At 69.3% G+C, this 24,169-nt stretch carries 27 protein-coding genes; 8 read left to right on the top strand and 19 right to left on the bottom strand.

Annotated features, from left to right (window positions below):
• Positions 1-30 precede the first annotated feature (30 nt).
• On the top strand, positions 31-780 hold the full coding sequence (locus tag ACZ4VW_RS28340; RefSeq protein WP_467967232.1) for a quinone oxidoreductase family protein: 750 nt from the start codon (positions 31-33) through the stop codon (positions 778-780).
• A complete protein-coding gene (locus ACZ4VW_RS28335; protein ID WP_467967367.1) occupies positions 663-977 on the top strand; it encodes a zinc-binding dehydrogenase in 315 nt (104 codons plus the stop codon). Before ACZ4VW_RS28340 ends, ACZ4VW_RS28335 begins: the two co-directional genes overlap by 118 nt.
• Before the next feature lie 89 nt (positions 978-1,066).
• Here ACZ4VW_RS28335 and ACZ4VW_RS28330 read toward each other — a convergent pair whose 3' ends face one another.
• Entirely contained in the window at positions 1,067-1,576 is a 510-nt protein-coding gene (locus ACZ4VW_RS28330) for a MarR family winged helix-turn-helix transcriptional regulator (RefSeq protein WP_467967230.1), read from the bottom strand.
• A gap of 115 nt (positions 1,577-1,691) precedes the next feature.
• On the opposite strand from ACZ4VW_RS28330, the gene ACZ4VW_RS28325 reads away from it, so the two are divergent.
• Positions 1,692-2,759, top strand: coding sequence for an alkene reductase (locus ACZ4VW_RS28325; protein ID WP_467967228.1), 1,068 nt, complete (start codon positions 1,692-1,694; stop codon positions 2,757-2,759).
• A gap of 46 nt (positions 2,760-2,805) precedes the next feature.
• Here ACZ4VW_RS28325 and ACZ4VW_RS28320 read toward each other — a convergent pair whose 3' ends face one another.
• On the bottom strand, positions 2,806-3,579 hold the full coding sequence (locus ACZ4VW_RS28320; protein ID WP_467967226.1) for a hypothetical protein: 774 nt from the start codon (positions 3,577-3,579) through the stop codon (positions 2,806-2,808).
• Between the two features lie 201 nt (positions 3,580-3,780).
• On the opposite strand from ACZ4VW_RS28320, the gene ACZ4VW_RS28315 reads away from it, so the two are divergent.
• Positions 3,781-4,656 carry a hypothetical protein gene (locus tag ACZ4VW_RS28315; protein WP_467967224.1) on the top strand — a complete coding sequence of 292 codons (876 nt, stop codon included), beginning with the start codon at positions 3,781-3,783 and terminating at the stop codon, positions 4,654-4,656.
• Between the two features lie 638 nt (positions 4,657-5,294).
• Here the strand turns inward: ACZ4VW_RS28315 and ACZ4VW_RS28310 are convergent.
• Positions 5,295-5,831, bottom strand: coding sequence for a GNAT family N-acetyltransferase (locus ACZ4VW_RS28310; RefSeq protein ID WP_467967222.1), 537 nt, complete (start codon positions 5,829-5,831; stop codon positions 5,295-5,297).
• Positions 5,832-5,981: 150 nt separating this feature from the next.
• Between ACZ4VW_RS28310 and ACZ4VW_RS28305 the strand changes: the two genes are divergently transcribed.
• Positions 5,982-6,965: a GNAT family N-acetyltransferase gene (locus ACZ4VW_RS28305; RefSeq protein WP_467967220.1), complete on the top strand. Its 984-nt coding sequence runs from the start codon at positions 5,982-5,984 to the stop codon at positions 6,963-6,965.
• A gap of 401 nt (positions 6,966-7,366) precedes the next feature.
• Here the strand turns inward: ACZ4VW_RS28305 and ACZ4VW_RS28300 are convergent, their stop codons facing one another.
• Entirely contained in the window at positions 7,367-7,771 is a 405-nt protein-coding gene (locus ACZ4VW_RS28300) for an STAS domain-containing protein (RefSeq protein ID WP_467967218.1), read from the bottom strand.
• 112 nt (positions 7,772-7,883) lie between these two features.
• On the opposite strand from ACZ4VW_RS28300, the gene ACZ4VW_RS28295 reads away from it, so the two are divergent.
• Positions 7,884-8,231 (top strand): helix-turn-helix transcriptional regulator, encoded by a 348-nt coding sequence (locus ACZ4VW_RS28295; protein WP_467967216.1) that lies wholly within the window; start codon positions 7,884-7,886, stop codon positions 8,229-8,231.
• Between the two features lie 456 nt (positions 8,232-8,687).
• A complete protein-coding gene (locus ACZ4VW_RS28290; RefSeq protein WP_467967214.1) occupies positions 8,688-8,939 on the top strand; it encodes a hypothetical protein in 252 nt (83 codons plus the stop codon).
• 285 nt (positions 8,940-9,224) lie between these two features.
• On the opposite strand, the gene ACZ4VW_RS28285 is transcribed toward ACZ4VW_RS28290, so the two are convergent.
• The 14 genes from ACZ4VW_RS28285 to ACZ4VW_RS28220 all read right to left on the bottom strand — a co-directional run bounded on the left by ACZ4VW_RS28285 (position 9,225) and on the right by ACZ4VW_RS28220 (position 22,797).
• Positions 9,225-10,124 (bottom strand): ABC transporter permease, encoded by a 900-nt coding sequence (locus ACZ4VW_RS28285; RefSeq protein ID WP_467967213.1) that lies wholly within the window; start codon positions 10,122-10,124, stop codon positions 9,225-9,227.
• Positions 10,108-10,920, bottom strand: coding sequence for an ABC transporter ATP-binding protein (locus tag ACZ4VW_RS28280; protein WP_467967211.1), 813 nt, complete (start codon positions 10,918-10,920; stop codon positions 10,108-10,110). The genes ACZ4VW_RS28285 and ACZ4VW_RS28280 overlap by 17 nt, the downstream gene beginning before the upstream one ends.
• 35 nt (positions 10,921-10,955) lie before the next feature.
• The gene (locus ACZ4VW_RS28275) at positions 10,956-12,062 is read right to left on the bottom strand and encodes an aliphatic sulfonate ABC transporter substrate-binding protein (RefSeq protein WP_467967209.1); all 1,107 of its coding nucleotides are present in this window, start codon (positions 12,060-12,062) and stop codon (positions 10,956-10,958) included.
• A 235-nt stretch (positions 12,063-12,297) separates the two neighbouring features.
• Entirely contained in the window at positions 12,298-12,399 is a 102-nt protein-coding gene (locus tag ACZ4VW_RS28270; protein ID WP_467967207.1) for a putative leader peptide, read from the bottom strand.
• A 128-nt stretch (positions 12,400-12,527) separates the two neighbouring features.
• Entirely contained in the window at positions 12,528-13,736 is a 1,209-nt protein-coding gene (locus tag ACZ4VW_RS28265; protein ID WP_467967205.1) for an acyl-CoA dehydrogenase family protein, read from the bottom strand.
• Positions 13,737-14,017: 281 nt separating this feature from the next.
• A complete protein-coding gene (locus tag ACZ4VW_RS28260; protein ID WP_467967203.1) occupies positions 14,018-14,476 on the bottom strand; it encodes an RrF2 family transcriptional regulator in 459 nt (152 codons plus the stop codon).
• Between the two features lie 94 nt (positions 14,477-14,570).
• On the bottom strand, positions 14,571-15,344 hold the full coding sequence (locus ACZ4VW_RS28255) for an alpha/beta fold hydrolase (protein WP_467967201.1): 774 nt from the start codon (positions 15,342-15,344) through the stop codon (positions 14,571-14,573).
• 191 nt (positions 15,345-15,535) lie between these two features.
• Entirely contained in the window at positions 15,536-16,435 is a 900-nt protein-coding gene (locus tag ACZ4VW_RS28250; RefSeq protein WP_467967199.1) for a TauD/TfdA dioxygenase family protein, read from the bottom strand.
• Between the two features lie 42 nt (positions 16,436-16,477).
• A complete protein-coding gene (locus tag ACZ4VW_RS28245) occupies positions 16,478-16,843 on the bottom strand; it encodes a 4Fe-4S dicluster domain-containing protein (protein ID WP_467967197.1) in 366 nt (121 codons plus the stop codon).
• A complete protein-coding gene (locus ACZ4VW_RS28240) occupies positions 16,840-18,462 on the bottom strand; it encodes an FAD-dependent oxidoreductase (protein ID WP_467967195.1) in 1,623 nt (540 codons plus the stop codon). The genes ACZ4VW_RS28245 and ACZ4VW_RS28240 overlap by 4 nt, the downstream gene beginning before the upstream one ends.
• On the bottom strand, positions 18,459-19,814 hold the full coding sequence (locus ACZ4VW_RS28235; protein ID WP_467967193.1) for an LLM class flavin-dependent oxidoreductase: 1,356 nt from the start codon (positions 19,812-19,814) through the stop codon (positions 18,459-18,461). Before ACZ4VW_RS28235 ends, ACZ4VW_RS28240 begins: the two co-directional genes overlap by 4 nt.
• Before the next feature lie 88 nt (positions 19,815-19,902).
• Positions 19,903-20,913, bottom strand: coding sequence for an ABC transporter permease (locus ACZ4VW_RS28230; protein WP_467967191.1), 1,011 nt, complete (start codon positions 20,911-20,913; stop codon positions 19,903-19,905).
• A complete protein-coding gene (locus ACZ4VW_RS28225; protein WP_467967189.1) occupies positions 20,910-21,746 on the bottom strand; it encodes an ABC transporter ATP-binding protein in 837 nt (278 codons plus the stop codon). Before ACZ4VW_RS28225 ends, ACZ4VW_RS28230 begins: the two co-directional genes overlap by 4 nt.
• Positions 21,747-21,750: 4 nt before the next feature.
• Positions 21,751-22,797, bottom strand: coding sequence for an ABC transporter substrate-binding protein (locus ACZ4VW_RS28220; RefSeq protein ID WP_467967187.1), 1,047 nt, complete (start codon positions 22,795-22,797; stop codon positions 21,751-21,753).
• A 3-nt stretch (positions 22,798-22,800) separates the two neighbouring features.
• On the opposite strand from ACZ4VW_RS28220, the gene ACZ4VW_RS28215 reads away from it, so the two are divergent.
• Positions 22,801-23,250, top strand: coding sequence for a hypothetical protein (locus ACZ4VW_RS28215; protein WP_467967185.1), 450 nt, complete (start codon positions 22,801-22,803; stop codon positions 23,248-23,250).
• A 397-nt stretch (positions 23,251-23,647) separates the two neighbouring features.
• On the opposite strand, the gene ACZ4VW_RS28210 is transcribed toward ACZ4VW_RS28215, so the two are convergent.
• Positions 23,648-24,094 carry a hypothetical protein gene (locus ACZ4VW_RS28210; protein ID WP_467967183.1) on the bottom strand — a complete coding sequence of 149 codons (447 nt, stop codon included), beginning with the start codon at positions 24,092-24,094 and terminating at the stop codon, positions 23,648-23,650.
• Positions 24,095-24,169 lie beyond the last annotated feature (75 nt).

Genomic DNA, 24,169 nt, shown 5'->3' with positions numbered 1-24,169 from the left:
GATACTGAGTCAACACAGGCGGAAGCCCTCATGAAGGCTGTCGTGCTGGACACCGACGACCGCTACCGGGTCACCGACGTCGAAGAACCCACCCCCGGCCCCGGCCAGGTGGCGATCCGGGTGGCCTATGCCGGGATCCAGTGGGGCGACACCATGGTCCGGGACGGCCACTTCCCCGTACCGCGTCCCTTCGTGCCGGGGTTCGAGGCGGCCGGGCGCATCGTCGCGGTCGGCGCGGGCGTCGACGCCCGCCGGATCGGTGAGGCCGTCGCCGCGCTGACCGCCTCAGGCGCCTACGCCGAGGTGGTCCTGGTGTCCGATGTCCTCACCTCGGGCATCGGCGACATGCCGCTGCGCACAGCCGCAGGTCTCGGGTGGGGAGCACCGACCGCCTACGACCTGATCAACACCGTCACACATGTGCGGCCCGGCGAGCGCGTGCTGATCCACGCCGCCGCCGGCTCCGTGGGCACCCTCGCCGCCCAGTTCGCCCGACAGGCCGGAGCCGACCGGATCGTCGGTGTGGTCGGTACTGCCGACAGGGCCGCATACGCCGCGCGGTTCGGGTACGACCAGCTCCTGTTGCGCGAGGAATTCCCCGCCACGCTCGGCGAAGGCGCGTTCGACGTGATCCTCGACCCGGTCGGAAGTTCGGCTCGCCGATCCAGCCTCGATCTGCTCGCAGCGCACGGCCGACTGGTGGCATACGGCAACCTCGCCACGTACGAACCCGTCCTGGCCGATGTCAACGACCTGCTCATGCACGGCAGTCGCTCCTGACCTACAACAGCAACCTGCTCAGTCAGACCCGCCCTGAGCGGCTCGCCGACAGTGCCCGCCGCGCACTCGGCCTCGTCGCCGACGGCCGGGTCCGCGTGGACATCACTGACGAGTACGACCTCGGGGATCTCGCCACGGCCGTGCAGCGCCTCGCCGAGGGTGCGACCCGAGGCAAGAGCATCCTCCGCGTCATCTGACGACATCAACGTTAGGCAGCGGCCTTGGCCCGCTGCTGCGCGACTCGGCGGCTCCCCGGCGGTCGGCGGCTCCCCGGCGGGCCGGATCCTCAGCAGTTCCCCTGCGGCAACGGGCACTCGCCCGCCTCGCCGGCCTCCACGCGCAGGTTCTCCGCCACGAGGCCGAGGAGCCGGGCCAGTTCGGCCCGGTCGTTTGGGACAAGTCCCTGCAGGGAGAGCTGCTCCAGGTCCGACCAGACGCCCTCGACGCCGGTGCGCAGCGAGCGCCCCTCGTCCGTCGCCTCGACCAGGACCGCGCGCCGGTCGGCCGGGTCGGGGCCGCGGCGGACATGCCCGCACTGCTCCAGGCGCTGGAGCATCTTGGTCACCGTCGAGGCGTCGAGGCCCAGGGACTGGATCAGTTCGGACTGGCGGACGGGGCCGCAGTCCCAGAGCCGCATCATCATCATCTCCTGGCCCGGGTAGAGGCCGAGTTCCTTCAGGCGCCGGCCTGCGGCGATCCGGTGCATCCGGGCCACCCGGGCCAGGGCGATGCTGACGGGTCCGCCACGGGCTGCGGACGGCGTCGTCTCCGTACAGACGGGGTCGGTCCCTGACATCGGTGCTCCTCCGGAAGGCTCTGCCCACAGATTACCTTGGCCGACCAATGAATGCGTTACAGTGACACCCGGGCCGGATACTTGGCCGACCACATAAATCGTGAAGGGGACAGCCATGACCACCGCCTTCGACCCGATCGACCTCGCAGGGACCCGGCTCGCCAACCGCATCGCCATGGCGCCCATGACCCGCAGCCGCGCCGAGGCCGAGAGCCGCACCCCCACCACGCTCGTCGCCGAGTACTACGCCCAGCGTGCCTCCGCGGGGCTGATCATCACCGAGGGTGTCCAGCCCGTCCCTCAGGGTCAGGGCTATCCCTTCACCCCCGGGCTGCACAGCCGGGAGCAGATCGCCGCCTGGCGCGAGGTCACCGACGCCGTGCACGAACGCGGCGGAAAGATCTTCGCCCAGCTGATGCACGCCGGCCGGATCAGCCACCCCGTCGTCCTCCCCGACGGGCTCCATCCCGTCGCGCCCTCCGCCGTCGCCCCGGCGGGGCAGCTCTTCGCCGGTACCGGACTCATCGACTTCGTCACGCCGCGCGAGCTCACCGCCGACGAGGTGCCGGAGGCGATCGCCGGCTTCGCCGCCGCCGCCCGCAACGCCGTCGAGGCAGGTTTCGACGGCGTCGAGATCCACGGCGCCAACGGCTACCTCGTGCAGCAGTTCCTCGCCTCCGGCTCCAACCACCGCACCGACCGCTGGGGCGGCTCCGTCGAGAACCGCATCCGCTTCGCCGTCGAGGTCGTCAAGGCCGTCGCCGACGAGATCGGCCCCGAGCGCACCGGCCTGCGTATCTCCCCGGGCAACACCTACAACGACATCGCCGAGACCGACACCGAGGAGCTCTATCCCGCCCTCGTCGCCGCGATCGACCCGGTCGGCATCGCGTACCTCCACGTCACGGAGGCCGCGCCCGAGATCCGCGAGCTGACCCTCGCCCTGCGCAAGGCGTTCTCCGGCACCTTCATCCTCAACCCGGCCACCGAAGGGCCGACCGGCGCCGACGCCCTGACCCTCGTCGAGGACGGGACCGCCGACCTCATCGCGTACGGGGCGCTGTTCCTCGCCAACCCCGACCTGCCCGCCCGCCTGAAGGCCGGCGGCCCGTACAACACCCCCGACCCCGCCACCTTCTTCGGCGGCGACCACCGCGGCTACACCGACTACCCCACCCTGTAACGGCCTACGGCAAAGGGCGGGGATCCGGCACCGGACCCCCGCCCCTTCACGTACCTGGGACCACTTCCACGCCGCCATGACCGCCCGGCTCGGGCCCGGCGCCCGCTGCCGTGCCCCTCGAGCTGTGGTCCAATGGGGACCTTCGGTAGGTCAGCAAGGCGTGATGGGCCGTGCCGGCCTCCACCTCGACGTAATAGGCGTCGCCGGGGAGACCAGCCGTCGCCCTGCCCGAGCCGCTGGTCGCGGTGTGCATATGAAGGAGCCGGTCCCCGTTCTCGTCGAACAGGGTCGTGAAGAGGGCATTGCCCGCAGCTCCCGCGTGCATGGCCCCACGGCTGAGAGACACCGAGGCCACCTTCTGGCCGGTCGCCATGTCGGTGAGGTCGGCACCGGTATTCCAGTGGGATGAAACGATGTCCCCTGCACCGGTGCTCTTGGTGTTGGCGGCCCAGTTCAGCTCCGTTGCCGCGGAGCCGTCCGCCGGAACCCAGGACCGCGTGCCGTCAGAGTCCGGAGGACGGGACTCGGTCAGGAAGCCCGTGGCGGTCGCACCGAAGACGGTGCTGTACTTCGGGAACGGCACGACGCTCGTCGGCGTTGCTGCTTCCGTTGCGCCCTCGACGGCCGGCACGGCGATCGCCGGAGCAGTCAGCGCGCTCGCGCCAACGGTGACGGTGAGCACGGTGACGACGGCTGCGGCGAGCTGCCGGCGGGCGGGACGTGCGTGGGACAGGTGAGTACTCCTCAGGTAGACCAAACTCGCCATGCGTTGCAGCCGATCAGACTCTCGATCAAGCAATAGTTGTGCACCCTGCGGCATTTTCGGGTGCTGACTTCCCGGGCCGGCAGCGGGCTCGAGCGGCCTGGGTGGGCGCATACAGGCCTCCAGGTCCAACGACTGATCGGCCTCACCCCGACTCCACAGAAGAACTGACGCGCCGATCATGTACGACACCACTGACAGTGCCGCCCATGGAGGTTCGTACGCCGCTTGTCAGAGGCTGCTGGCAGTATCGCCGCTGTGAACGTCATCCGTACCACTCCACCGCGGCCGTTCGACGTGGCCTCGGTCTTCCCTCAACTGACCCCGCTGGCACGCCCGGCGACCCGGCTGCATCCCCGCTCCGGTTCACCGTCGCCGTACCAAAGCTCGATCGGTGGACCACTGCTGTGGCCTGCAAATCAGCCGTGGCTGTACTGCGACAAGTGGCACGAGGGTCCGGTTTCCCCTCTCCTGCCGGTGGCCCAGCTGTACGTGCGCGACGTGCCCCAGCTACGGCCGCCCGGACGGACCGACCTGCTCCAGGTGCTGTGGTGTCCCTCGGAGCACCCGCCGGAGCACAAGCCTCCGACCGAACTGTTCTGGCGAACCGCCGCTGACGTCAGCCATGTTCTCGCTTCACCGCCCAAACCGTCCGAGGCGCAGTACGGTTACACGCCGAAGCCATGTGTGCTCGCACCGGAGCAAGTCACCGAGTACCCGAACTTTCTTGAGTTGGACAAGGGGCTGCAGCGGCAGCTGAGCGACTGGAGCGCGTGGCAGGCGGCCGGCGTCGAGATAGATGATTCCTACGAGGCCGCTCCGGAGGAGTTCTACTCCAACGAGCTGTCCGTCGCCCCCGGCTGGAAGGTCGGTGGATGGCCGCCGTGGGGCCTCACTGATCCCATCGCCCGGTTCTGCATCAACTGCGGCGCCGCGATGCACCCGCTGCTGACCATCGCCTCGAACGAATGTCGTGACCACAGAAGGGGTTGGGTCCCGTATGAGGACCAAGCCATCGCCGTCCTCGACAACGACAACGTGTCGAACCCGCCAGGGATCCAGGTCTCTGACGCGAACAATCTGCAGATCTACTCCTGCCCGAAGTGCTACACGTATACCGACCTGATCCAGTAGGTCATTGCTCGTGTCGGCCAGGCCCCTCACTTCGTGCACTGCTTCGTGCCCGTCCACCACGATGATCGGCCCAGCCATCGCCCCGGGTGGGCGGCGGTCTTCTCCACACTGCCATGAGCAGACACGGAACGGGTCGGTGCGTAGCAGGCGCCGTGGGGGATGTGCTGGTCGTCAGCGGTTCCCTCGGGGTGTTGCCGGGCAGGCCGCCGACGCCGTCACACTCGCCCTACCATCCGCCTTCATCTGCCAGAGGCCGATGTCCTCGGTGGCGTTGTCCTCCCACTTCTCGCCCTCATCGACGTACTCTCAGAACACCGGGCTGTTCTTCGCCCATCCGCACTGAGCGGGCAGCTTCTTGGGCCGCTTACTGGCAGCGCCACAACACCGCATGGACGCACCGACATCGGGCGGAAGAAGCGCGGGAGTGGAGCCACAGAGTCGTCCGATCGGCGGCGAGACGAAGGGCCGATTCGGTGTACGGGCCCTTCACCGTTGCGGAGCGGATCCTTGGTCAGCCGGTGGTCCGCTGCCGAGAGCCAACGAGCCTTCAGAATGCATCCTCGATCTGGCCGACCGCGTCGATGGCGGCAGTCTGGACGACGCCGGCTGACAAGACGCGGCCACAAGTCCGCCCGTGTTCACCCCTCGCGAGGGAAGCTCGCGTCAGGGACATGGGCCGGTGAGATGCCGAGTGCGGGAAGGCACTCCATGATGAGCTGGCGCCCCTGACGGCCCACCGGGCGGAAGCCGGCTTTTCCCCATGCACGGATCGCGCGCATGTTGGACAGTTCCGGGTCCACGGTCACCCGGTCCCAGCCCACCACCGTATGGAGGTGCCGAACGAGGGCGCGAGCGGTGTCCGGGCCGATGCCTTTTCCCTGGGCCTGGGGCAGGAGGACCATGTCGAGGCCGCCCTGGTCCGGGCCGGCAGTTGCGTACTGGGCATAGCCGACCGGGATGGGCCGGGCGAGGATCAGGTAGGACTCCACGTCGGGGCGGCGCCTTCCTGTGTACTTCGCGGCCACTTTCTCGCGGGTGAGGGGATGTCCGCCCCAGTTCCGGACGAATTCGGGGTCGGCGAACCATCGGGCGAGTATGGGCAGATGGGCTTCGGTGGTCGGGATGAGGCAGGTCAGCTCGCCCGTGATGACGCCGTCTGCCGGTTCGTCGTGCATTGCTGTGCCTCTTCCGGTGAGAGGGTTACACCGGGTGCGAGTGTCCCAAGGAGAGGGTGTTCCGGTGCGGCCTGGAAGTGGAACGGCCGCCACATGACCGCGACATCAAGAGGGTGGCGGACCTGCCTCGAAGTCCGAGATCATCCGACCATGTCGGATGGCGCAGCAGGACATGGTCTTTCGGGCGGCTTAAGGTTCCGGCCATATCGCGGAGACGAGGACCACGGTCCCATGGCCGCGGTGCGGCTGGGCTGTGTTGAACGGGACCGGGTCGACGCCCGTTCGGTTGTGGAAGGGCTCCCGACCCCGGCTGAGATCGCCGAAGCGGCTGCCCAGTTGGAGGAGCCGTCCAAGAACCAGATCCTGGTGGTGCGCGAGGGGAGTGTCGTCGGCTACTCGACGATCCGATGGTGGCAGGAGCGGGACGGCACGTGGGTGTACCTGCACCGCGGCTACCTCTTGCCCGAGTACCGCCGCCAGGGCATCGGTTCGGCGATGCTGGACTGGGCTGAAGAACGAATCCGCCGACTCGTCGATCAACATGGCACGGCGCGGACGGCAGTGGTCGGCGCGAACGCCATGACCTCCGAGCGGGATGCGACGGCGCTTCTGCTCGGAGCCGGCTACCGACGTGTCTTCAGCCTGATCGAACTGGAGCTGGGCGATCTCCGGCAGTTGCCCGATCGGGGCGGTGATCTGCCCGCCGGGATACGGACGGGACCGATGGGGACAAGCCACTACCGCGCAGCCTGGAGGACGGTCGTCGATTCGTACGGGGACGCCGACTTCACTCCAGAATGGCCTTTCTCGGACTTCGTGAACGCGGCGGCCCCGGCATGCTGGAGGGCAGCGTGGAAGGGGCAGGACATCGTCGGCGTCGCCCTCTGCTCCCTCCGCCGTCACGACGACACCGTGGGCGAGATCGAAGAGCTGAGTGTCCGGGCGGACCATCGGCGTCTCGGAATCGGCCGGGCCCTGCTGCTGGACGGACTGCGAAGTCTTCGGGACCAGGGTGCGATGACCGCCCGGCTGTTCACCGGCACGGCCAACCCGCACCAGTCCTATGAGCTCTACGAAAGTGTCGGGTTCCGCAGGCGGAACGAGTACGTCCGGTACCGCAAGCCGTGCCCATGATTGCCGCGTCCGCGTCCGCGCCCTGCCCGCTGGTTCACGAGAAGCGGCAGCGCCCCGTGGGAGGCGCGAGCGACGGCGGCTCCTCTGCTCGTATCGGCGTACTTCCGCGGGACTGATCCGGAGTGGCCGCCGCTGCAGGGGGAGCCAGATGGGGAGCCACACACGGCGACATCCAGTGGACGAGGGCGAACCCGGCGGACGTCGTGGCTCCCTGGCGCAGCGGTGACTGGGCGCGGGATCGAGGCCCCGCGATCCGCGGCGGCATCACCTGTCGCGGCTGCCCGCTGGTCTTCGGCGTCGACGATACGGGCCGCCACCACGCCGGGCGCAGACCGGCCGCTAGGTCATGTCTCTCTGCGGGAGCCTCGTGGCTGGGGGCCTGCCGGAGCGGGGCCATGGTGCTACGTCGTGGCAGCGTCGGAGACCGTGTCGCGGATCTGCAGGACGTCTTCGGCACCGGTGATGGCGCACAGGCGCCGGACCTGCACCGACGGTGCTGCCACGCGCAGCCTTCCCGTCCGGTGGGCGAGGATCATCAGATTCAGGAAGGACGAGTCCGCGAAGGTGACCTTGGAGGCATCAAGGATGACCTTCGGATGCGTGTCGGTCGCCGTCTTCAGTGCGTCGGCCAAAGGCCCGATGGAGTCCATGTCGTAGTCGCCACTGGCCTCGACGACCTGCGCCCCGTTGTGCTCGTACTGGAGCACCACGGCCTGCGGCGACGCATCCTCGGCCGCCTGTCCCGCCGGTGGCTCACTGTCGGATGTGGACAGGAGTTCGATGGCGGCGACATCATCCCAGGACATTCGTGGAATCCCTCCCGTGATCCCTCCGCAGGAGGGAGACGCGACGTCGAATGCAGGAAATTTATGTCATGCATTTCTGTTCTGGCAAGCCGGGTCGCGTAAAATCCAGGACATGCTTGGAGTCCCTGAATCCCACACCGGATGGACGTTCGTCACGAACCACGCCCGTGTACTGGCTGCCATCGCGGACAACCCGAACGCCCGCATCCGGGACATCGCCGCTCGCTGCCGACTCACCGAGCGCGCCGTGTCGCGGATCATCGCCGACCTCGAACAGGACGGTTACCTCTCCCACACGCGAGAAGGGCGGACGAACACCTACCGCATAGAGCCAGGCAAGGCGCTGCGCCATCCCGCGGAAGCCGGCCTCTCCCTGGCCTCCCTCCTGTCCCTGCTCGTACAGAACGAGGCGGAGCGCACCGGCAGGCAGTCGGCTGCGACCTTGTCCATGCAGGACTGACACGGCGCCCTTCGCCACTCGTCGGCCCGGGTGCAGCGCGCTGGATGACGTGAGGTTCCAGCGCTGCTCGAGCACCCCGGGTCGAAGATGTGGCACGCCGTGCTGGTCGGCTCGGAGGGCGTGATCGGGACCGGTGTGGTGGGGCGCGGCGTGGGCACGCCGCGTCGCCGTGGTGAGGGAGGGAGTCGCGGGCACCGTCGGCGAGGGGCGGCTTCGGCTCGATGGGGTTGGCGCGGGTCCTCGAGGACGACGGCCAGGAGACACGCCGCGATCAGGGTGACGGCGACGGCCAGGGCAAGCAGCCCACGACGCGGCAACCCGCTCAGCCGGCCGAAGGCCGCGGCAGCGCGAAGCCACCTTGGACGAACCGCATCGGCCTAGCTTGCGGTGCGGAGAAGATCCGCGGGGGAGATCCTTGGGGCAGCCGTGCGTTCGTTCACTGCCAGGAGGCTCGCTGTGGAGCTCACAACCGTCGTGACCATGACCGTGAGCGACAGTGCTCTCGAAGAGGCGCGCAGCGCTCTGCGGAGCCTGACCGATGGCGGCCGCGATCCGATGGAGGACCCCGTTCCCCGGGCCGACGCGCGTGGGGCCAGAACCAAGATGGTGCTGTCCCTGGACGGCGATGTCCGGCAACAGGTGGACGAGCAGCTCGCAGCGGTGCCCGTCCTTGCGTACGACGTCAAGGTCGTGCCGAAGGCGGGATGACCGCCTCAGGTGTTCGGCCGGTACGGCGAGCCTCGCCATCCTCCGCCATGCGAAAAGGCGTATCGCGCCCACCGCAGCCGCTCCCTTCCTCAAGACTTCCGTGCGGCATCTGCGCCGGCGCCCTCGTACGTTCTGCACACGACGCCGGCCCACGCCCTCTCCCCGACCACCTCGTCGGGCCCAACCCGCTGGCGACCGGCCGAGCGGGTCGCAGGACGGCCCGGCCCCGTTCGACGAGGTGTGTGCCCCCCTCGACGCCTCCTGCGGGTCCGACTGAGGTGGCGCTCAGTCCTTCACCAGCAGTCCGCGGCGGCGCAGCACCGCCCGCTCCAGGGGGCTGAACAGAAGCAGGTCGACAGCGACACCGACGAGCAGGATCAGGATGATCGCCAGGAAGATGCCCGGCATGTCGAAGTTGTTGCGCCCGTTCTCCAGCAACTGGCCCAGGCCCAGACCCAGGTCGGGAGAGGACGCGATGATCTCGGCGGCCATCAGCGAACGCCAGGAGAACGCCCAGCCCTGCTTCAGACCCGCCAGATAACCCGGCAGCGCGGCCGGCATCACGATGTGCCAGGCGCCTTTGAGACCGGTCGCGCCGAGCGTCCGCCCGGCCCGCAGGAAGAGCGGCGGGACCTGGTCGACACCGGCCACCAGGCCGTTGGCGATCGAGGGGACCGCGCCCAGCAGGATCACCGCGTACATCATCTGGTCGTTGAGCCCGAGCCAGAGCACGGCCGGGGCGACCCAGGCCACCGACGGCAGCGACTGCAGGCCCGACAGGATCGGGCCGATCGCGGTGCGCACCACGCCCACCCGGGCGACGAGCAACCCGAGCGGTGTGCCGATCGCCAGGGCGAAGAGGAAGCCGAGCAGGGCTCGGGAGACGCTGGTCCACAGGATGTCGAGGAGCGTGCCCTCCCTCCACATCGTGACCAGACTGTCCCATACGGCGGACGGAGCCGGCAGCTTGCCCTCGTCGGCCACCTTCAGGGTCACGAGCAGCTGCCATGCCGCCACCACCAGCACGACAGCGAGGACCGGCGGCAGGATCTTCTTCAGGAGGACCTCGCGCACCGGGGTCCGGCGGGTCTGCACGGCGTCGAGGGCGTCGAGGCCGGCCTCCAGGCCGGCCAGATCGTCGGCCTTCGCCGCCGTCGTGGTGGTCGTCTCAGTGCTGCTGGCCATGACGGCGGATCTCCTTGCGCAGTTCTTCGGTGATCTCGACGGACAGCTCCGCCACGGCGGCGTCCTCGATGCGGCGCGGCTGCGGGATGTCGACGGTCCACTCGCGGACGATCCGCCCGGGGCGGGACGACAGCAGCACCACACGCTCGGCCAGCCGCACGGCCTCGCGCACGTTGTGGGTGACGAACAGGACCGACAATTTCGTCTCCCGCCAGATCCGGGACAGTTCGTCATGCAGCACGTCCCGGGTGATGGCGTCCAGTGCGGCGAACGGCTCGTCCATCAACAGGAGTTGGGCGTCCTGGGCGAGCGCCCGGGCCAGCGCCACACGCTGGCGCATGCCGCCTGACAGCTCGTGGACCCGCTTGCGGTACGAGCCGCTGAGCCGGACGAGTTCGAGGAGGCGCTCGGCCTCGGAGCGCCGCTCGTTCTTCGGCACCCCGCGCAGCTTCAGCGCGAGTTCGATGTTCTTGCCCGCGGTGAGCCACGGGAACAGGGCGTGTTCCTGGAACAGCAGGGCGGGCCGGCCGGCCGTCGTGAGAGAACCGGTGGTGGGCGAATCCAGGCCCGCGACCAGGTTGAGCAGGGTGGACTTGCCGCAGCCCGAGGCTCCCAGGAGGGTGACGAACTCGCCCGGGGCGACGTCGAGTGTGATGTCGTCGAGGACGAGTTGTGCGTCGGCGGGTCCGCCGAAGGTCTTCGAGACGTGCTCGATCCGGGCGGCGTGCGTCACCGCCGTACGGTCCTCGTCCTGCGTCTGATCACCGGCCTTGGCGAGCGTCGTGGTCGTGGCCATGGTCGTCACCTCCTGGGAGTTCGGGCTGCTACGGACTACTTCGCGCCGAGACCGGCGTCGGAGACCTCGGGCTTGCCCGCGTCTTTGAGGACCTTGTTGAGCAGCGCGAGGTCGTAGATTCCCGCGAGCTCGGGCTGCTTGAGCAGACCGGCGTCCACCGCGTGTTCCGCCTGCGCCTGGAGGGTGGCGGCGAGCGGGTCGTCGGTGACGGTGATGGACGGCCAGGCCGCGTCGATGACCTTGGCCGACAGCGGCTTGCCGGTCTCCTTCTTCAGCGCCGCGTTCACCGATTCCTTGGCCTTGTCCGGGTTGGCGGTGATCCACGCGTTGGTCTTCACCGTGCCGCGCAGCACGGCTTCGACCACGTCCGGGTGATCCTTGAGGAACGCCTGCCGCACGATGATGTTCGTGATCACGAACTTCTTCTCGGGCCACAGGTCCGACTCGTCGAGGAGGACCTTCGCGCCCTCGCTGACCAGCTTCGACGCGGTCGGCTCCGGCACCCAAGCGCCGTCGATGGAGCCGGACTTGTAGGCGTCCGGGGTCACCTTGTTGTCCGTACGCAGCACCGAGACGTCGCCTTTGCCGCTCTGTGAGTCGACCTTCCAGCCCTTCTCGGAGACCCAGTGCAGGAACGCGACGTCCTGCGTGTTGCCGAGCTGCGGGGTGGCGATCCGCTTGCCCTTGACGTCGTCCAGCGTCTTGATCTTCGCCGGGTTGACCACCAGCTTCACCCCGCCCGAGGCGGAACCGGAGATGATCCGCAGGTTCTGGCCCTTGGACTTGGTGTAGCCGTTGATGGCGGGGGAGGGGCCGATGAAGCCGATGTCGATCGCGCCGGCGTTCAGCGCCTCGATCTCGGACGGACCGGCGTTGAAGGTCGAGGGCTTGATCGCGGTGCCGCCGAGTTCCTTCTGGAGAAGGCCCTCCTGGACACCCACGAGAGCGGTGGCGTGTGTCAGGTTCGGGAAGTAGCCGATCCTCACCTCGCCCGCGGAGAGCTTCTTGGCGTCGGCCGCGACCTTGGGCTGCTCGTCGTCCTCGCTCGCCTGGGAGCCGTAGCCGCAGGCGGTGAGGAGGAAGGGAAGCGCCGCTATGGCGGCGACGGTGCGAAGGGCGGTGAGCGGTCTTGCGGCAGACACGGAGGTGTCCTTTCAGGGGAAGGATCGGGGAGCGTGGAGGTGCGCGACGAGGTGCCCCAGGCGGCCACTGGCGGCCGTCGTCGTGGGCCGTTTCGCGGGGGAGTGCTGGAGCCGGGAGATGGACGCGGGAACGCCGCGCATGACCGGGCCGCACGTCGAGCGGTTGGCCGGGGCTGGGGCGGGAGTGCGTACGGCGGGTGTTCTGCGGCCGGGAAGGCGGATCCGCTGAAGGGCCTTAGACGGGCCGACACATGGCGCTGGAGGTACGGCCGAGGTCGATGTGCCGGCGGGAGGTGAGAAGGGGAAGCGAGTCGCCTGCCTGCTTCAGCGTGCGCACGGCTACCACCTCTCGGAATCCCTAGTTTTCCCACCTGGTTGATAGGCATAGTGGCAGAGGCTGGTTTCCGCCCCAAGGGGCATTCCGTATAATGGACGACCTCGTCTTGAAATGTGGGAACCCGCACGTCAGTGGTAGGTGCCATTCCTTGGCCTCGCCCTGCGGCGGCCATTGAGGTAGTGGTCGCCGATGGCGCGCAGGCGGTGGGCGGCCGGGTGCTGGGCCGTCAGGGTGCGGGCGTTGCGCCAGAAGCGGTCCAGGCCATGGGCGTCCGCGAGCTCCAGGACCCGGGTGGTGATGTGCAGCGCCGCCTTTGTCGTGACGGTCTCGGCCATGGCGACCAGGGCATCGACAGCCGCCGGTTCCTCGGGGTCGAGCTCCGCTCCGGCACTCAGGGCGAGCGTCATCGCGTCCGTCGCCCTCTCGACCACGGCGGCGGCCGTCTGGGCGGCGGAGGCGAGTTCGCCGTACGTGAGGAGCAGGTCGGGGTCGTCGCCGGGCGGTCGAGGGACGCGGGCGTTCCTGCCGAGGTCGCGGGCTTCGGTGAGGGCCCCCTCGGCGATGCCCAGGCCGACGTGGCACAGGGCGAGGCGGAGCGCCGGCTCGGCGAGAGCGGTGAAGGGCGCCGTCGACTCCTCGTCCTGTGGCCGCGACCCCAGTACCTGTCGAGGGGGGATGACGACGCCGTCCATGACGACCGCGCCCGCGTCGGCGACGCGCTGGCCGAGACGGTCATGGGCGGGTTCGGCGATGACTCCCGGATCACTGGCCGGGACACGTACGACGAGCATGTCACCCGTCGCGACGCACACGGCGTCCACCATGAACTGGTCGGCGACGGTCACCGCGGTGTCCACGAGGCGGTGCCCGTTCAGCACATAGCCCGCGTCGAGCGGCGTCAGGGTGAGGCCCGGTCCGCCGGCGTCGTCCGCCGAGCCAGGGGAGCGGACGGTCCCCGCCCACAGCCACTGCGCGCGTACCGCCTCCTCCTCAAGAGCGGACGCACGGTGGTGTCGTGCGTAGAAGCGGCCGCTCCAGGCGTGTGCGTAGTGGCGGGCGAGGACTTCGCCGAGGGAGCTGTCCGCCGTGGCGACCTCCTGGACGACGGCGCACCCGGTGCGCCAGTCCACCCCGCCACCCGGAAGGGGCGGGGTGAGGGCGGCCGGCAGGCCGGCCTCGCGCAGCCGGGCGGTCTCGTCCACGGGTGGCTCGCCCGCCTGGTCGCGGACGATCGCGTCCGTGGCGAGGTCGTCCGCCACGTCGCGGGCGGTACGCAGGAGCGCGCGCTGCCGCTCGTCGGCGGACGGCGGGAGGGTCGTGGTCGGTGTCGTCGCCATGGTGCTCACCGGCAGGCCGAAGGGGGGAAAAGCGGCCCGGGGGTTGGCCGGACGCCGGTGGAGCGGTGGTGGGCGGCGGTGGTCATGTGCGCTACCTCCGAAGTGTGTTGAGGGCGTCCGGGCGCTCTGCGCGCCGGAGCGGCGATCAGATCCCTAGTATTCCCATCAGGTTGATAGGGATACTGGGCGGAGGGCGTTCTCCTGGCAAGAGGGTGACCGAACGGTGGACGGCCTCGTCTCGCGGATGGAGACAGCGACGAGGTGGTTCCTCACGCACCGTCTCAGGGATTGGTCCAGGCGGCCGGATCCTGGGCCAGGGAGTGCACGAAGTCGGGGAGCTCGCCCGACGCGATGTCCGCCAGCGAAACGCCTTCCAGGATCTGGCGGACGTTCGCGCGCAGGGCGACCCACAGCGGCAGTAGCGCCTGCGAAGGGTCGTTGTACGAGAGCTCCGGCGGGCGCACGCCCCGTACGGAGACCAGCGGGCCCTCGACCGCCCGCACCACGTCGGCGACGGAGATGTCCTCGGCGGCCCTCGCCAGCCGGTAGCCGCCACTGGCGCCGCGCTGGCTGACCACCAGTCCGCCGCGGCGCATGTCGTTGAGGATGCCTTCGAGGAACTTGTGCGGGATCTCCTGCGCCTCGGCGATGGCCTCCGCCTTCACGGGGGAGGCATGGGTGGCGCCGGCGAGGAGGAGGGCTGCCCGTACCGCATAGTCCGCCCTGGCTGAGATCCGCATGAGGGCATTGTCCCGCAGGTCACGTCACGGGTCGGGCGGGGTGGACCTGTCTGCGTCGGGCCACGCGCCGCGCCCGCGGGCTGACTCACCACTCTCACCCAGCGGCGCACCTCGCGAGAAACGGACGGATGACCGGCAGGGTGAGATCGATGCGCAGGAACGTCTCGAAGTGCCCACAGTCAGGCAGTTCGGCGCAGGTGGCGCCTGAGAGGTGATCCGCCGTGTCCCGGATCATCTTGAACTGCGGGTCGCGGGCCCCCGCGAGCAGCAGTACGGGCGCTGATGTGTGAGCGAGCTCGCTCACAACGCCGTCGCGGTCGGCGAGGGCGACGGTCAGTGCCGCCAATGCGTGCGGATCGGCCGTCAGTACCGCGGCACGCATCCATGCGGGGAGGGAGCACTGACGCTGCAGGACGTCGAGGAACGGCCTGGTCCCCTGAACGCGGAACAGCTCGGCTTCCCGCTGAACCTCGCCCGGCGCAGCGGCAGCGCGGTCGGCATGGGCTCCGCCGACGATCAGGCCGGTCAGCCGTTCGCAATGGCGGGCCAGCAGGTTGAGGCCGATGATGCCGCCCATCGACGCTCCCCACAATGCGGCCCGAGAGATGTCCAGCGCGTCGAGTACCGCGGTGACGTCCTCCACTTGCCGGACGATCCGGTAGCTGTCCACGTCGTGGGGCGCATCGCTTCCGCCGTGACCACGGGCATCGATGAGGACAAGACGATGACTGTCGGCGAGGGCGTCGACATAGCCGGCCGACCGCCACGTGGTGCGATCTTCGAAAAACCCGTGCAGCAGCACCAGCGGTGGTCCGCTGCCCACGGTCTCGAAAGCGATCCGTACTCCGTCGCCGCTCGTGACATGCATCGCTACTCGACCTCGGACGCAGCCGGAGCTGCCTGGTGCAACCCTACGGACGCCTCTCGCCCGTGCACACCCAGTAGATCACTTGTCGGGAGCCGCAGTTGGGGCCTTGGTGGTTCTCGCTGCGCAGACATTCCGCGGCCGGACGGGCCGCCGGGCAGGGGCGGGTGCCCATGCCCGGCGGTCGAGGCACTTCAGGCCGTGGCGGGGGTGTAGTGGGCGGCGTCGTCGCCCTCGACGACGTGGCTGAGGGCGCCGTCGACACCGGCCGGGACGTCGCCCGCGACGGTCACCCGGTGCAGCAGTCGGGGCAGGTCGCCGTAGTCGTCGGGGGCGTAGTGCTGGGTGATGCGGTTGTCGAACAGGACGAGGTCGCCCGGTGTCCATGCCACCCGCACGATGTTCTCCGGCCGGGTGACGTACGACTGGAAGATGCGCAGAAGGTCCCGGGAGTCGGACGGGCCGAGACCGACGATGCTCTGGGCGAAGCCGCCGATGAACAGGGCTCGCTCCCCGGTCTCGGGGTGGACGCGGACGACCGGGTGCGCGGTGCGGTACTTCCGGGAGACGAACCGCCGGCGGTGCTCGGCGGCTTTCTCGCTCTTCGGGGCGGCGTAGTCGTAGTCGTTGGTGTGCACCGCCCACAGCTTGTCGGCCAGCTCGCGCAGCGGCTCGGGGAGATCCCGGTACGCGGCGGCCGCATTCGCGATGAGGGTGTTGCCGCCGTAGGGCGGGACCACGATGCTGCGCAACGTGGACGCCTTCGGGGGAGTACGGACGAAGGTGACGTCGGTGTGCCAGTGGTTGGCGCGAATGCCCTCGTCACCGTCGACGGGCAGAACCTGGGGCCGGCCCTCGACGGAGGGAACGGTGGGGTGTGCGCTGGTCAGTTCGCCGAAGAGGGAGGCGAAGCGGAGCTGGCCCGCGTCGTCGAGGTTCTGGTCGCGGAAGACGAGCGCCTTGTGTTCCAGGAGAGCGGAGTCGATCTCGGTGACGACGGCGGGGGCGAGGTCGGTGGAGAGATCCACGCCGACGATCTCTGCGCCGATACGGCCGCCGATCCTGCGGACGTCGAGGCCGGTGCTGGTGGTCATGTGCGGGTGTTCCCTTCAGGAGGTGATTCAGCGGGGGAGGGGTCAGGAGGTGAGGGGCAGGGCGGCCTCGGACCCGGGCGGTCCGAGGACAGGGCCGACGGCCAGCAGCGCGCCGGACGTCCGGCCGCGCCCCCAGCCGATGTGGCGGCGGTAGCTGCCCAGCAGGCCCGCTCGGTCCAGGTGCTCCTCGTCCCGGGCGGTGGGCTCGTCGGGCAGCGGGCGGGTCAGGGGGGCGACGTACAGCGCGTCGGCCGGGCAGTTCGCCTCGCACTGGAAGCAGGTCTGGCAGTCTTCGCGGCGGGCGAGCACCGGGAGGCCGTCCTCGCCCCGGTCGAAGACGTTGGTCGGGCAGACCTTGATGCACGTGTCGCAGGTGATACAGCGTTCAGCCGAGACGAGTTCGATCACGAAGCCACCTCCAAGGGTGAGACGGGGGCCGCCGATGCGGTCGGCACCGTCGTCAAGGGCTCGATGCGAGTCCACACCCGGTCAAGACCACCGGTGAGTACGCGGTGGTGCTGACGGGGGTCCTGGGCCGGGAAGTCGAGCCGTTTGGCCATGCCCCGGGTCTCTGTACGTGTCAGCGCCGAGACGTACATCCAGCGGGCGTGCGCCGTCATCGCCGCCGCCTGCCGGGCCCGTACGGCCTGCCCGCCTTGGGCGTGCAGGGAGGCGCGCGACTGCGCCCAGACGGTGTCGAGGACCCGCAGCGAGGCGGCGAGCCGGCTGCCGTGACGCAGATAGTTCTTCTCGTACGGCAGCACCTCGTCCTGGACCGCGGCGACGACCTCGCGGAAGTCGTCGGCCGGGCCAGGCGTCCCGGTGGGCCGGAGCCCGGCGCCGCCCGCCGGTGCCAGGCGCCGGGTACCGGCCCGGACGCCGAGAGAGCGAGCGTGGCGGGCCGCGCCAAGGCCGGCCCAGGTGCCGGAGGCGATGGCCCAGGCGGCGTTGTGGCTGCCGCCACCGGTGAAGCCGCCACAGATCAGCTCACGGGTCGCCGCGTCTCCGGCCGCGTACAGGCCGGGCACGGTGGTGCCGCAGTCGTCGCCGGTGATACGGATGCCGCCGGTGCCGCGGACGGTGCCCTCGGCGAGGAGCGTGACGGCGAAGTGCTGGGTGAAGGGGTCGATGCCGAGCCGGTCGAAGGTCAGGAAGAAGTTCGGCTGGGCCGGCCGCATCGCCTTTCGTGCCGCCGCGTCCGCTCGGTCGAGGCGGCAGTACACCTTCTCGCTCAGGAGCGTACGAGCGATGACGGACCGGCCGCCCTGACTGGCCGCTCCCTCCAGGACCGAGCCGTCCTCGTGGTAGAAGGTCGCGAAGGAGTAGAAGGCGGTCTTGGTGACGGAGGTGCCCTCGGGTGCGATGCCGTACGCGTTGGAGAATTCCATCCCGGACATCTCCGCGCCCGCCTCGGCCGCGAACAGCGCCCCGTCGCCGGTGTTGACGTTGCAGCCCAGCGCGCCGCTGAGGAACGCGCAGCCGCCGGTCGCGAGAACGACCGCTCCGGCGCGCACCTGGTACGGCTGTCCGGCCTGGCGCCGGTGACCTCGTGCCCCGGCGACCGCTCCGGAGGCGTCGGTGAGCAGTTCGGTGACCGGGCTGTGGTCGAGGATGCGGGCTCCGGCCCGCTGGACGCGGATCCGCATCCTGCGCATGTACTCCGGTCCCTGCAGGCCGTTCCTGAGCTGCTCGCCGTCCGGCCCGGTCGGGAAGGGATAGCGTCCCGCCGCTGCCAGTTCGTTCATTCCCGCGTACGTCTGGTCCAGCACCCGGGTCATCCAGCGCCGGTCGGCCAGGAATCCGCCCAGTGCCTCCCGGCTCGCCATGGCGGCTTCTCGGGCGGCCGGCTCCGGGGGGACGTACCACACGCCGGTTCCGGCGGAAGCGGTGGCGCCGCTCGTGCCGCAGTAGCCCTTGTCGGCGAGGACCACGTCCGCTCCGTCCTGGGCCGCCTTGAGCGCGGCCCAGGTGGCGGCGGGGCCACCGCCGACCACCAGGACGTCCGCGGTGAGGTCCAGGCCGGTCACGCGGGTCGCTCCTCTGCTGTGGCCGCCGCGGCCAGGCGGTTGACGGGGCGGGCCAGGCCGTAGTGCTCGCGCAGGGTGCGGCCGGTGTACTCGGTGCGGAAGAGGCCGCGCCGCTGGAGGATCGGGACGACGTGGTCGACGAAGTCCTCCAGGCCGCCCGGCAGATGGGGCGGCATGATGTTGAAGCCGTCGGCGGCGCCCTGGGTGAACCATTCCTGCAGCTGGTCGGCTATCTGCTCGGGGGTGCCGGCGAAGACGCGGTGGCCGCGGCCCGCACCGAGGCGGGCGATGAGCTCGCGCAGGGTGAGCCCGTCGCGGCGGGCGAGTTCGGCGACGAGCGTGAAGCGGCTCTTGTTGCCGTTGATGTCCCGTTCCTCGGGCAGCTCGGGCAGCGGTCCGTCCAGCGGCAGACCGGTCAGATCCGTGCCGAGCATCCCGGACAACTGGGCGAGCCCGTACTCGGGCACCTGAAGCGCCGTCAGCTCCTCCTCCAGCGCGTGGGCCTCGACCTCGGTCGAGCCGATGACGGGGGCGATGCCGGGAAGCACCAGGAGCTGGTCCTCGGTGCGGCCGTAGCGGGCGAGCCGGGACTTGAGGTCCTTGTAGAAGGCCTGGCCGTCGGCGAGGGTCTGCTGGGCGGTGAAGACGGCCTCGGCGTACTGGGCGGCGAACTCCCTGCCGTCCTCGGACGAACCGGCCTGCACCAGCAGCGGGTACCCCTGGGGGCTGCGCGGCACGTTCAGGGGGCCCTGTACCCCGAAGTGCTCCCCGCGATGGTTGATCTCGCGCACCTTGTCGGTGTCGGCGTAGACACCGCGCTCACGGTCGAGCAGGATCGCGTCGTCGTCCCAGCTGTCCCACAGCTTGGTGGTGACGTCGACGAACTCCCGTGCCCGCTCGTAGCGCAGCCGGTGCTCCAGGTGCTCGTCGCGCCCGAAATTGCGGGCCTCGTTCACAGTGCCGGAGGTGACGATGTTCCAGCCGGCCCGGCCTCCACTGATGTGGTCCAGGGAGGCGAACTTGCGGGCGGTGTGGAACGGCTCGTTGAAGGTGGTGGAGACGGTGGCGATCAGGCCGACGTGCTCGGTGACCGCCGCGAGGGCGGACAGCAAGGTGAGCGGCTCGAAGCCGCCGAGCGCGTTGTGCCGGACCTTTCCCCACAGGGCCAGGCCGTCGGCGAGGAAGACCGAGTCGAGCAAGCCGCGTTCGGCGGTCTGTGCGAGCTGCTGGAAGTAGCGCAGGTCGGTGACGCGTTCGGGCTGGGTGCGCGGGTGGCGCCAGGCGGCGTCGTGGTGGCCGGCGTTCATCAGGAAGGCGTTGAGGTGCAGCCGACGGGGGCTGGTCGCGGTCATGGCTTTCCTCGGATCGGGAGAGAGCGACGTGGGAGACAAGCGGGGCGGTGCGACGCACCGGGTGGAAAAGAGACGGGAGGCGGCCGGGTCAGCCGTCGCCCGGTACGCGCCAGGAGCTGAGCCGCCGCTCCACGGCCACCAGGGACTGGTTGAAGACCACACCGATGGCGGAGATCGTGATGATGCCCGCGTACATCTGAGGGATCGCGAAGTTGTACTGCGAGGCGTTGATCAGATAGCCGAGACCCGCCTTGGCGCCGATCATCTCCGCGGCGACCAGCACCAGGATCGACACCGCTCCGGCCAGCCGGATGCCGGTGAACATCACCGGGACCGCGGACGGCAGGATGACCTTCTGGAAGAGACGGGGCGCGGACAGATCCATCGACCTGGCCAGCTTCAGCAGGGTCGGGTCGACGTTGCGGACCGCGCTGATCGTGTTGAGCAGGATCGGCCAGGTGCACGCGTACACCACGATGGAGATCTTCGAGGTTTCGCCGATCCCCAGCAGCAGAACGAACACCGGCAACAGAGCCAGCGCCGCCGTGTTGCGGAACGCCTCCAGGAGCGGCCCGAGCAGGTCGGCGGCCGGCCGGTACCAGCCGATCAGCAGGCCGAGCGGCACCGCGACGGTCACGGCGAGACCGAAACCGGCGAACGAGCGCACCAGACTGGCGCGGGTGTTGTCGGCGAGCTGCCCGTCGGTGACAAGCCCCCACCAGGCGCCGGTGACCTCACTGAACGGCGGCAGGAAGATTCTGTCGACCAGACCCAGTCGTGGTGCCGTCTCCCACAGCAGGAGCAGAGCCACGATCGCCGCGGACTTGGTCGCCCCCCTGAGCAGGAGGTACGGCAGTCGGCGGACCGCCGGTCGGATACGGGCAGCTGTGGGGCGGACGTGACGCGTGCTCGACGGCGACGCCCCGGGCGGCTGCGAATCGGACGACGGAGCGGAGGCCGGGACCCGGTCGGTGTCACCGTCGACGGCAGCACGATGGTGGTGCCCACCATGTACGGTACCGACGGCGACGGGCTCGACGGCGCTCACCGCGTCCAGCGCCGTGGTCCTCTCCGTGGCCGTGCCGGTCGTGGTGCTCATACGGATGCCTCCTCCTTCTCCAACTGCTGGGCCCTGGCCACCTCGTCGTGCAGCAGCGACCAGAGCTCGTGCCGGTACCGGGCGAACTCGGGGCTGGAGCGGAGGTCGTCCGTCGCCGTACGGGAGTCGAAGGCGACCGGAACGATCCGCTTGATGCGGCCGGGCCGCGATGTCATGACGGCGACCCGCTGCCCCAGGTAGACGGCTTCGTCGATGCCGTGCGTGATGAAGACGACGGTCTTGCCCGTGCGTTGCCAGATGCGCAGCAGTTCGTCCTGCAACGACTCACGGGTCTGGGCGTCCAGCGCGGCGAACGGCTCGTCCATCAGGAGCACATCGGGGTCGTAGGCGAGACTGCGGGCGATCGCCACCCGCTGCCGCATGCCGCCCGACAGCTCATGAGGATGGCGGTCCTCGAACCCGGAGAGGCCGACCAGATCCAGGAATTCCCTCGCGCGTACCGCACGTTGCCGCCGTGGGACGCCCACGGCCTCCAGGCCGAACTCGACGTTGCCCTGGGCCGTGCGCCACGGCAGCAGGGCGTACTGCTGGAACACGATGCCGCGGTCCAGGCCGGGGCCGGTGACGGGTTCGCCGTCCAGCAGGATGCGTCCCCCGGTGGGTCGGGTGAGGCCGCCGAGCAGGTCCAGCAGCGTCGATTTCCCGCAGCCGCTGGGCCCGACCAGGACGACGAACTCACTTGCCGCGATCTCCAGATCGATGCCGTCGAGGGCGGTGAAGCCGGCTGCCTGCCGACTGCCCTTCCGGTCCTTGATGGTGAAGTCTTTCCGTACGTCCTCGAACGCGATCTTGGGCGTGGTGGATGTCGGCATGGGATCAGCTCCCGCTCTTCGCCGCGGAGGGGGTTGTCGCGTTGCCGTTGAACTCATTGGTGTAGAGGTCCGACAACGTGACCTCGCCCTTCTTGATGTCACCGCGATCGGTCAGCCAGTCGATCCACAACTGGAGTTCCTTACCGGTGATCAGGCCGGCCCTCTCGGCGACGCCGTAGGACCGCCAGTACTTCAGCGGTGCGGTGTCCTCGTTCCGGCTCCGCTTCTTCACGATGTCGGTCATCCGGGTGATGACCTCTTCGCGTGGGGTGGAACGGGACCACTCGATGGCCCGGCCCACGGCGGTGACGAAGATCCGGGCCGTCTCGGGGTTCTGCTTCAGGAACCGGTCCGTCATCACGAAGGTGCCGGCGCTGAACGGGCCGAGCAGTTCATGGTCCGTGAACAGGGGGCGGATGCCCCCGGCCGCGAGGGCCTTGTCGCGCAGAATGCCGCCGAGCACGGCCACGTCGATCTGCTTCTGACGCAGCGACTGCTCGGTGTTGACCGGAGGCACCACGAGAGGCTCGACCTTGCCGATCTCCGCCCGGGACAGGCCGCCTCGCTGCAGGTAGATGTCCAGCATGGCCTCGGAGTGGGCTCCGAGGGTGTTCATCCCGACCTTCTTGCCGACCAGGTCCTGGGGTGAGCGTATGGGGCTGTCCTCGAGGACGTAGAAGCCGTTGTAGGCGTGCTTGTCGGAACCGTAGTAGCTGATGACGGCCTTGATGGGGGCGTTGTTCGCGGCCAGTTTGACGACCGCGCCGTTGAAGGCGCCGCCGAAGTCGGTCTGGCCGGTGGCCGCGGACTGGATGTCCTGCGGCCCGCTGATGGTGTTGCCCACCCACTTCAACTTCACGTCCTCCAGATAGCCGAGATCCTCGGCCAGTTCCGGCAGCGTGACCTGACCTGCCCAACCCTGGTAGCGGAGCGTCTTGGTCCCGCCCTTGGCAGAAGTGGCTCCGGTGGCGGCGGTGCCGCAGCTCACGGCCACCGCCGAAAGTCCGAGCAGAGTGAGGAACTGGCGTCGGGTCGATGCCGTAGTGGCCATGGCATGGTCCTGTTCAAACGAAAGTGGACTTACGTGGAATCGTCGGACGTGTTTCCCGAAATGACGAAGCGCGCTGCTCGTAGGGGCTTCGACATGAAGAGGCCCCAGCCGGAAGGTTGCTCGGCAGCTGAGTACGGCAAGGCGAACCCGGAATGGAAAGACCCGCGGCAGGAGTTACTGAGAGAAATCAGCGTTCTACGACAGCAGTGCTCTACGGCTACAGTGCTCTACGACAGGAGTGTCATGGTCATAGCAGCCGGCTTCGAGGCGGAGCGGGACGGGGCAGCGCCCGTCAGCGCGGGTTCAGTGGCCGGCGGCACAGATGGCGCTGGCCTGACGCCGCAGATCGACGTGCAGGCGAGCGGCTCGGTTCTCGAAGTTGCTCACAGCGACGAGAGTTGCAATGAAATCCGGCCAGGTCAACGTCGGATGCGCACTCGTCTCATATCCTGAGCCAGCCGACATGCGGGTGAAGTGTTGCGTTCACAATTGCTGGCCGTCTGGCCGGGTGGCGAATCCGATCACCGATTTCGGCGCTGAGGTTGCGCTCCTCATTCCTCTTGCAACAGGCGCCTGTCGTCGCGTGGGTTTCGGGTGCTCACGTACCGCACCCCCACTGTGGCGCTGTACCGGTTCGGCGAAAGGGCGTCGGTGTGCGGGGGAAGTCCTCGGTTCAGCGGGCGATGACGCGGTACACGCGGGGCCGGTGCGGATCGCACTTCCGTCGCGTACCTCTCTGCGGCTGACGCACCACGAGGACGCACACCGTTGCAGAGCCACCGTAGGCGCCAGGTTCACGCGCGATCAGGGCCGGGAATACCCGGCCCTGATCGCTCACCAGCGTGTCGAATTACGCCGGCCGCATGGGCCGCAGGCGGGAACGGTCGCCCTCGTGGCCCTCCGTGCCTTCACGGATGGTCTGCGCTCGGTCCATCTCTGCCCACCCGGCCCCGCCCTGGGTGTGCGTCTCCTCGCGGACGGCCCTGATTCCGTAGTGCTCGAACAGTCGCTGCTCCTGGGCCACGGTCAGCACGCCGTCAGGCTCCACCTCGGCGCAAGGCGCGCACTCGATGAGGGCCCCGGGATGCGGCACCGTCAGGCACCCATCGCTCAGTTCGGCGTGGCGCAGCGGGACGAAAACCCCGCCCGGCCCGGACCCATGCTCGGAGGTCCGCACCCACTCAGGCCGCCCCGTGGTGTCGTCCACGAGGAAGTAACCCACCACTCCTACGGACTGTCCTTGGACGGTCTTGACCAGGCATCCGCCCATGGCCGCAAGCTGTTGTTCGGTGATCACTACCGCTCCTTGCCTGCCCTGCCGCGCACCCTGTCGCTCCTCGACTACCCTGACACACCCCGGAGAAAAGCCCGG

It is taken from the genome of Streptomyces sp. NPDC029139, assembly GCF_055564335.1.
This window is presented reverse-complemented; position numbering and strand designations above follow the sequence as displayed.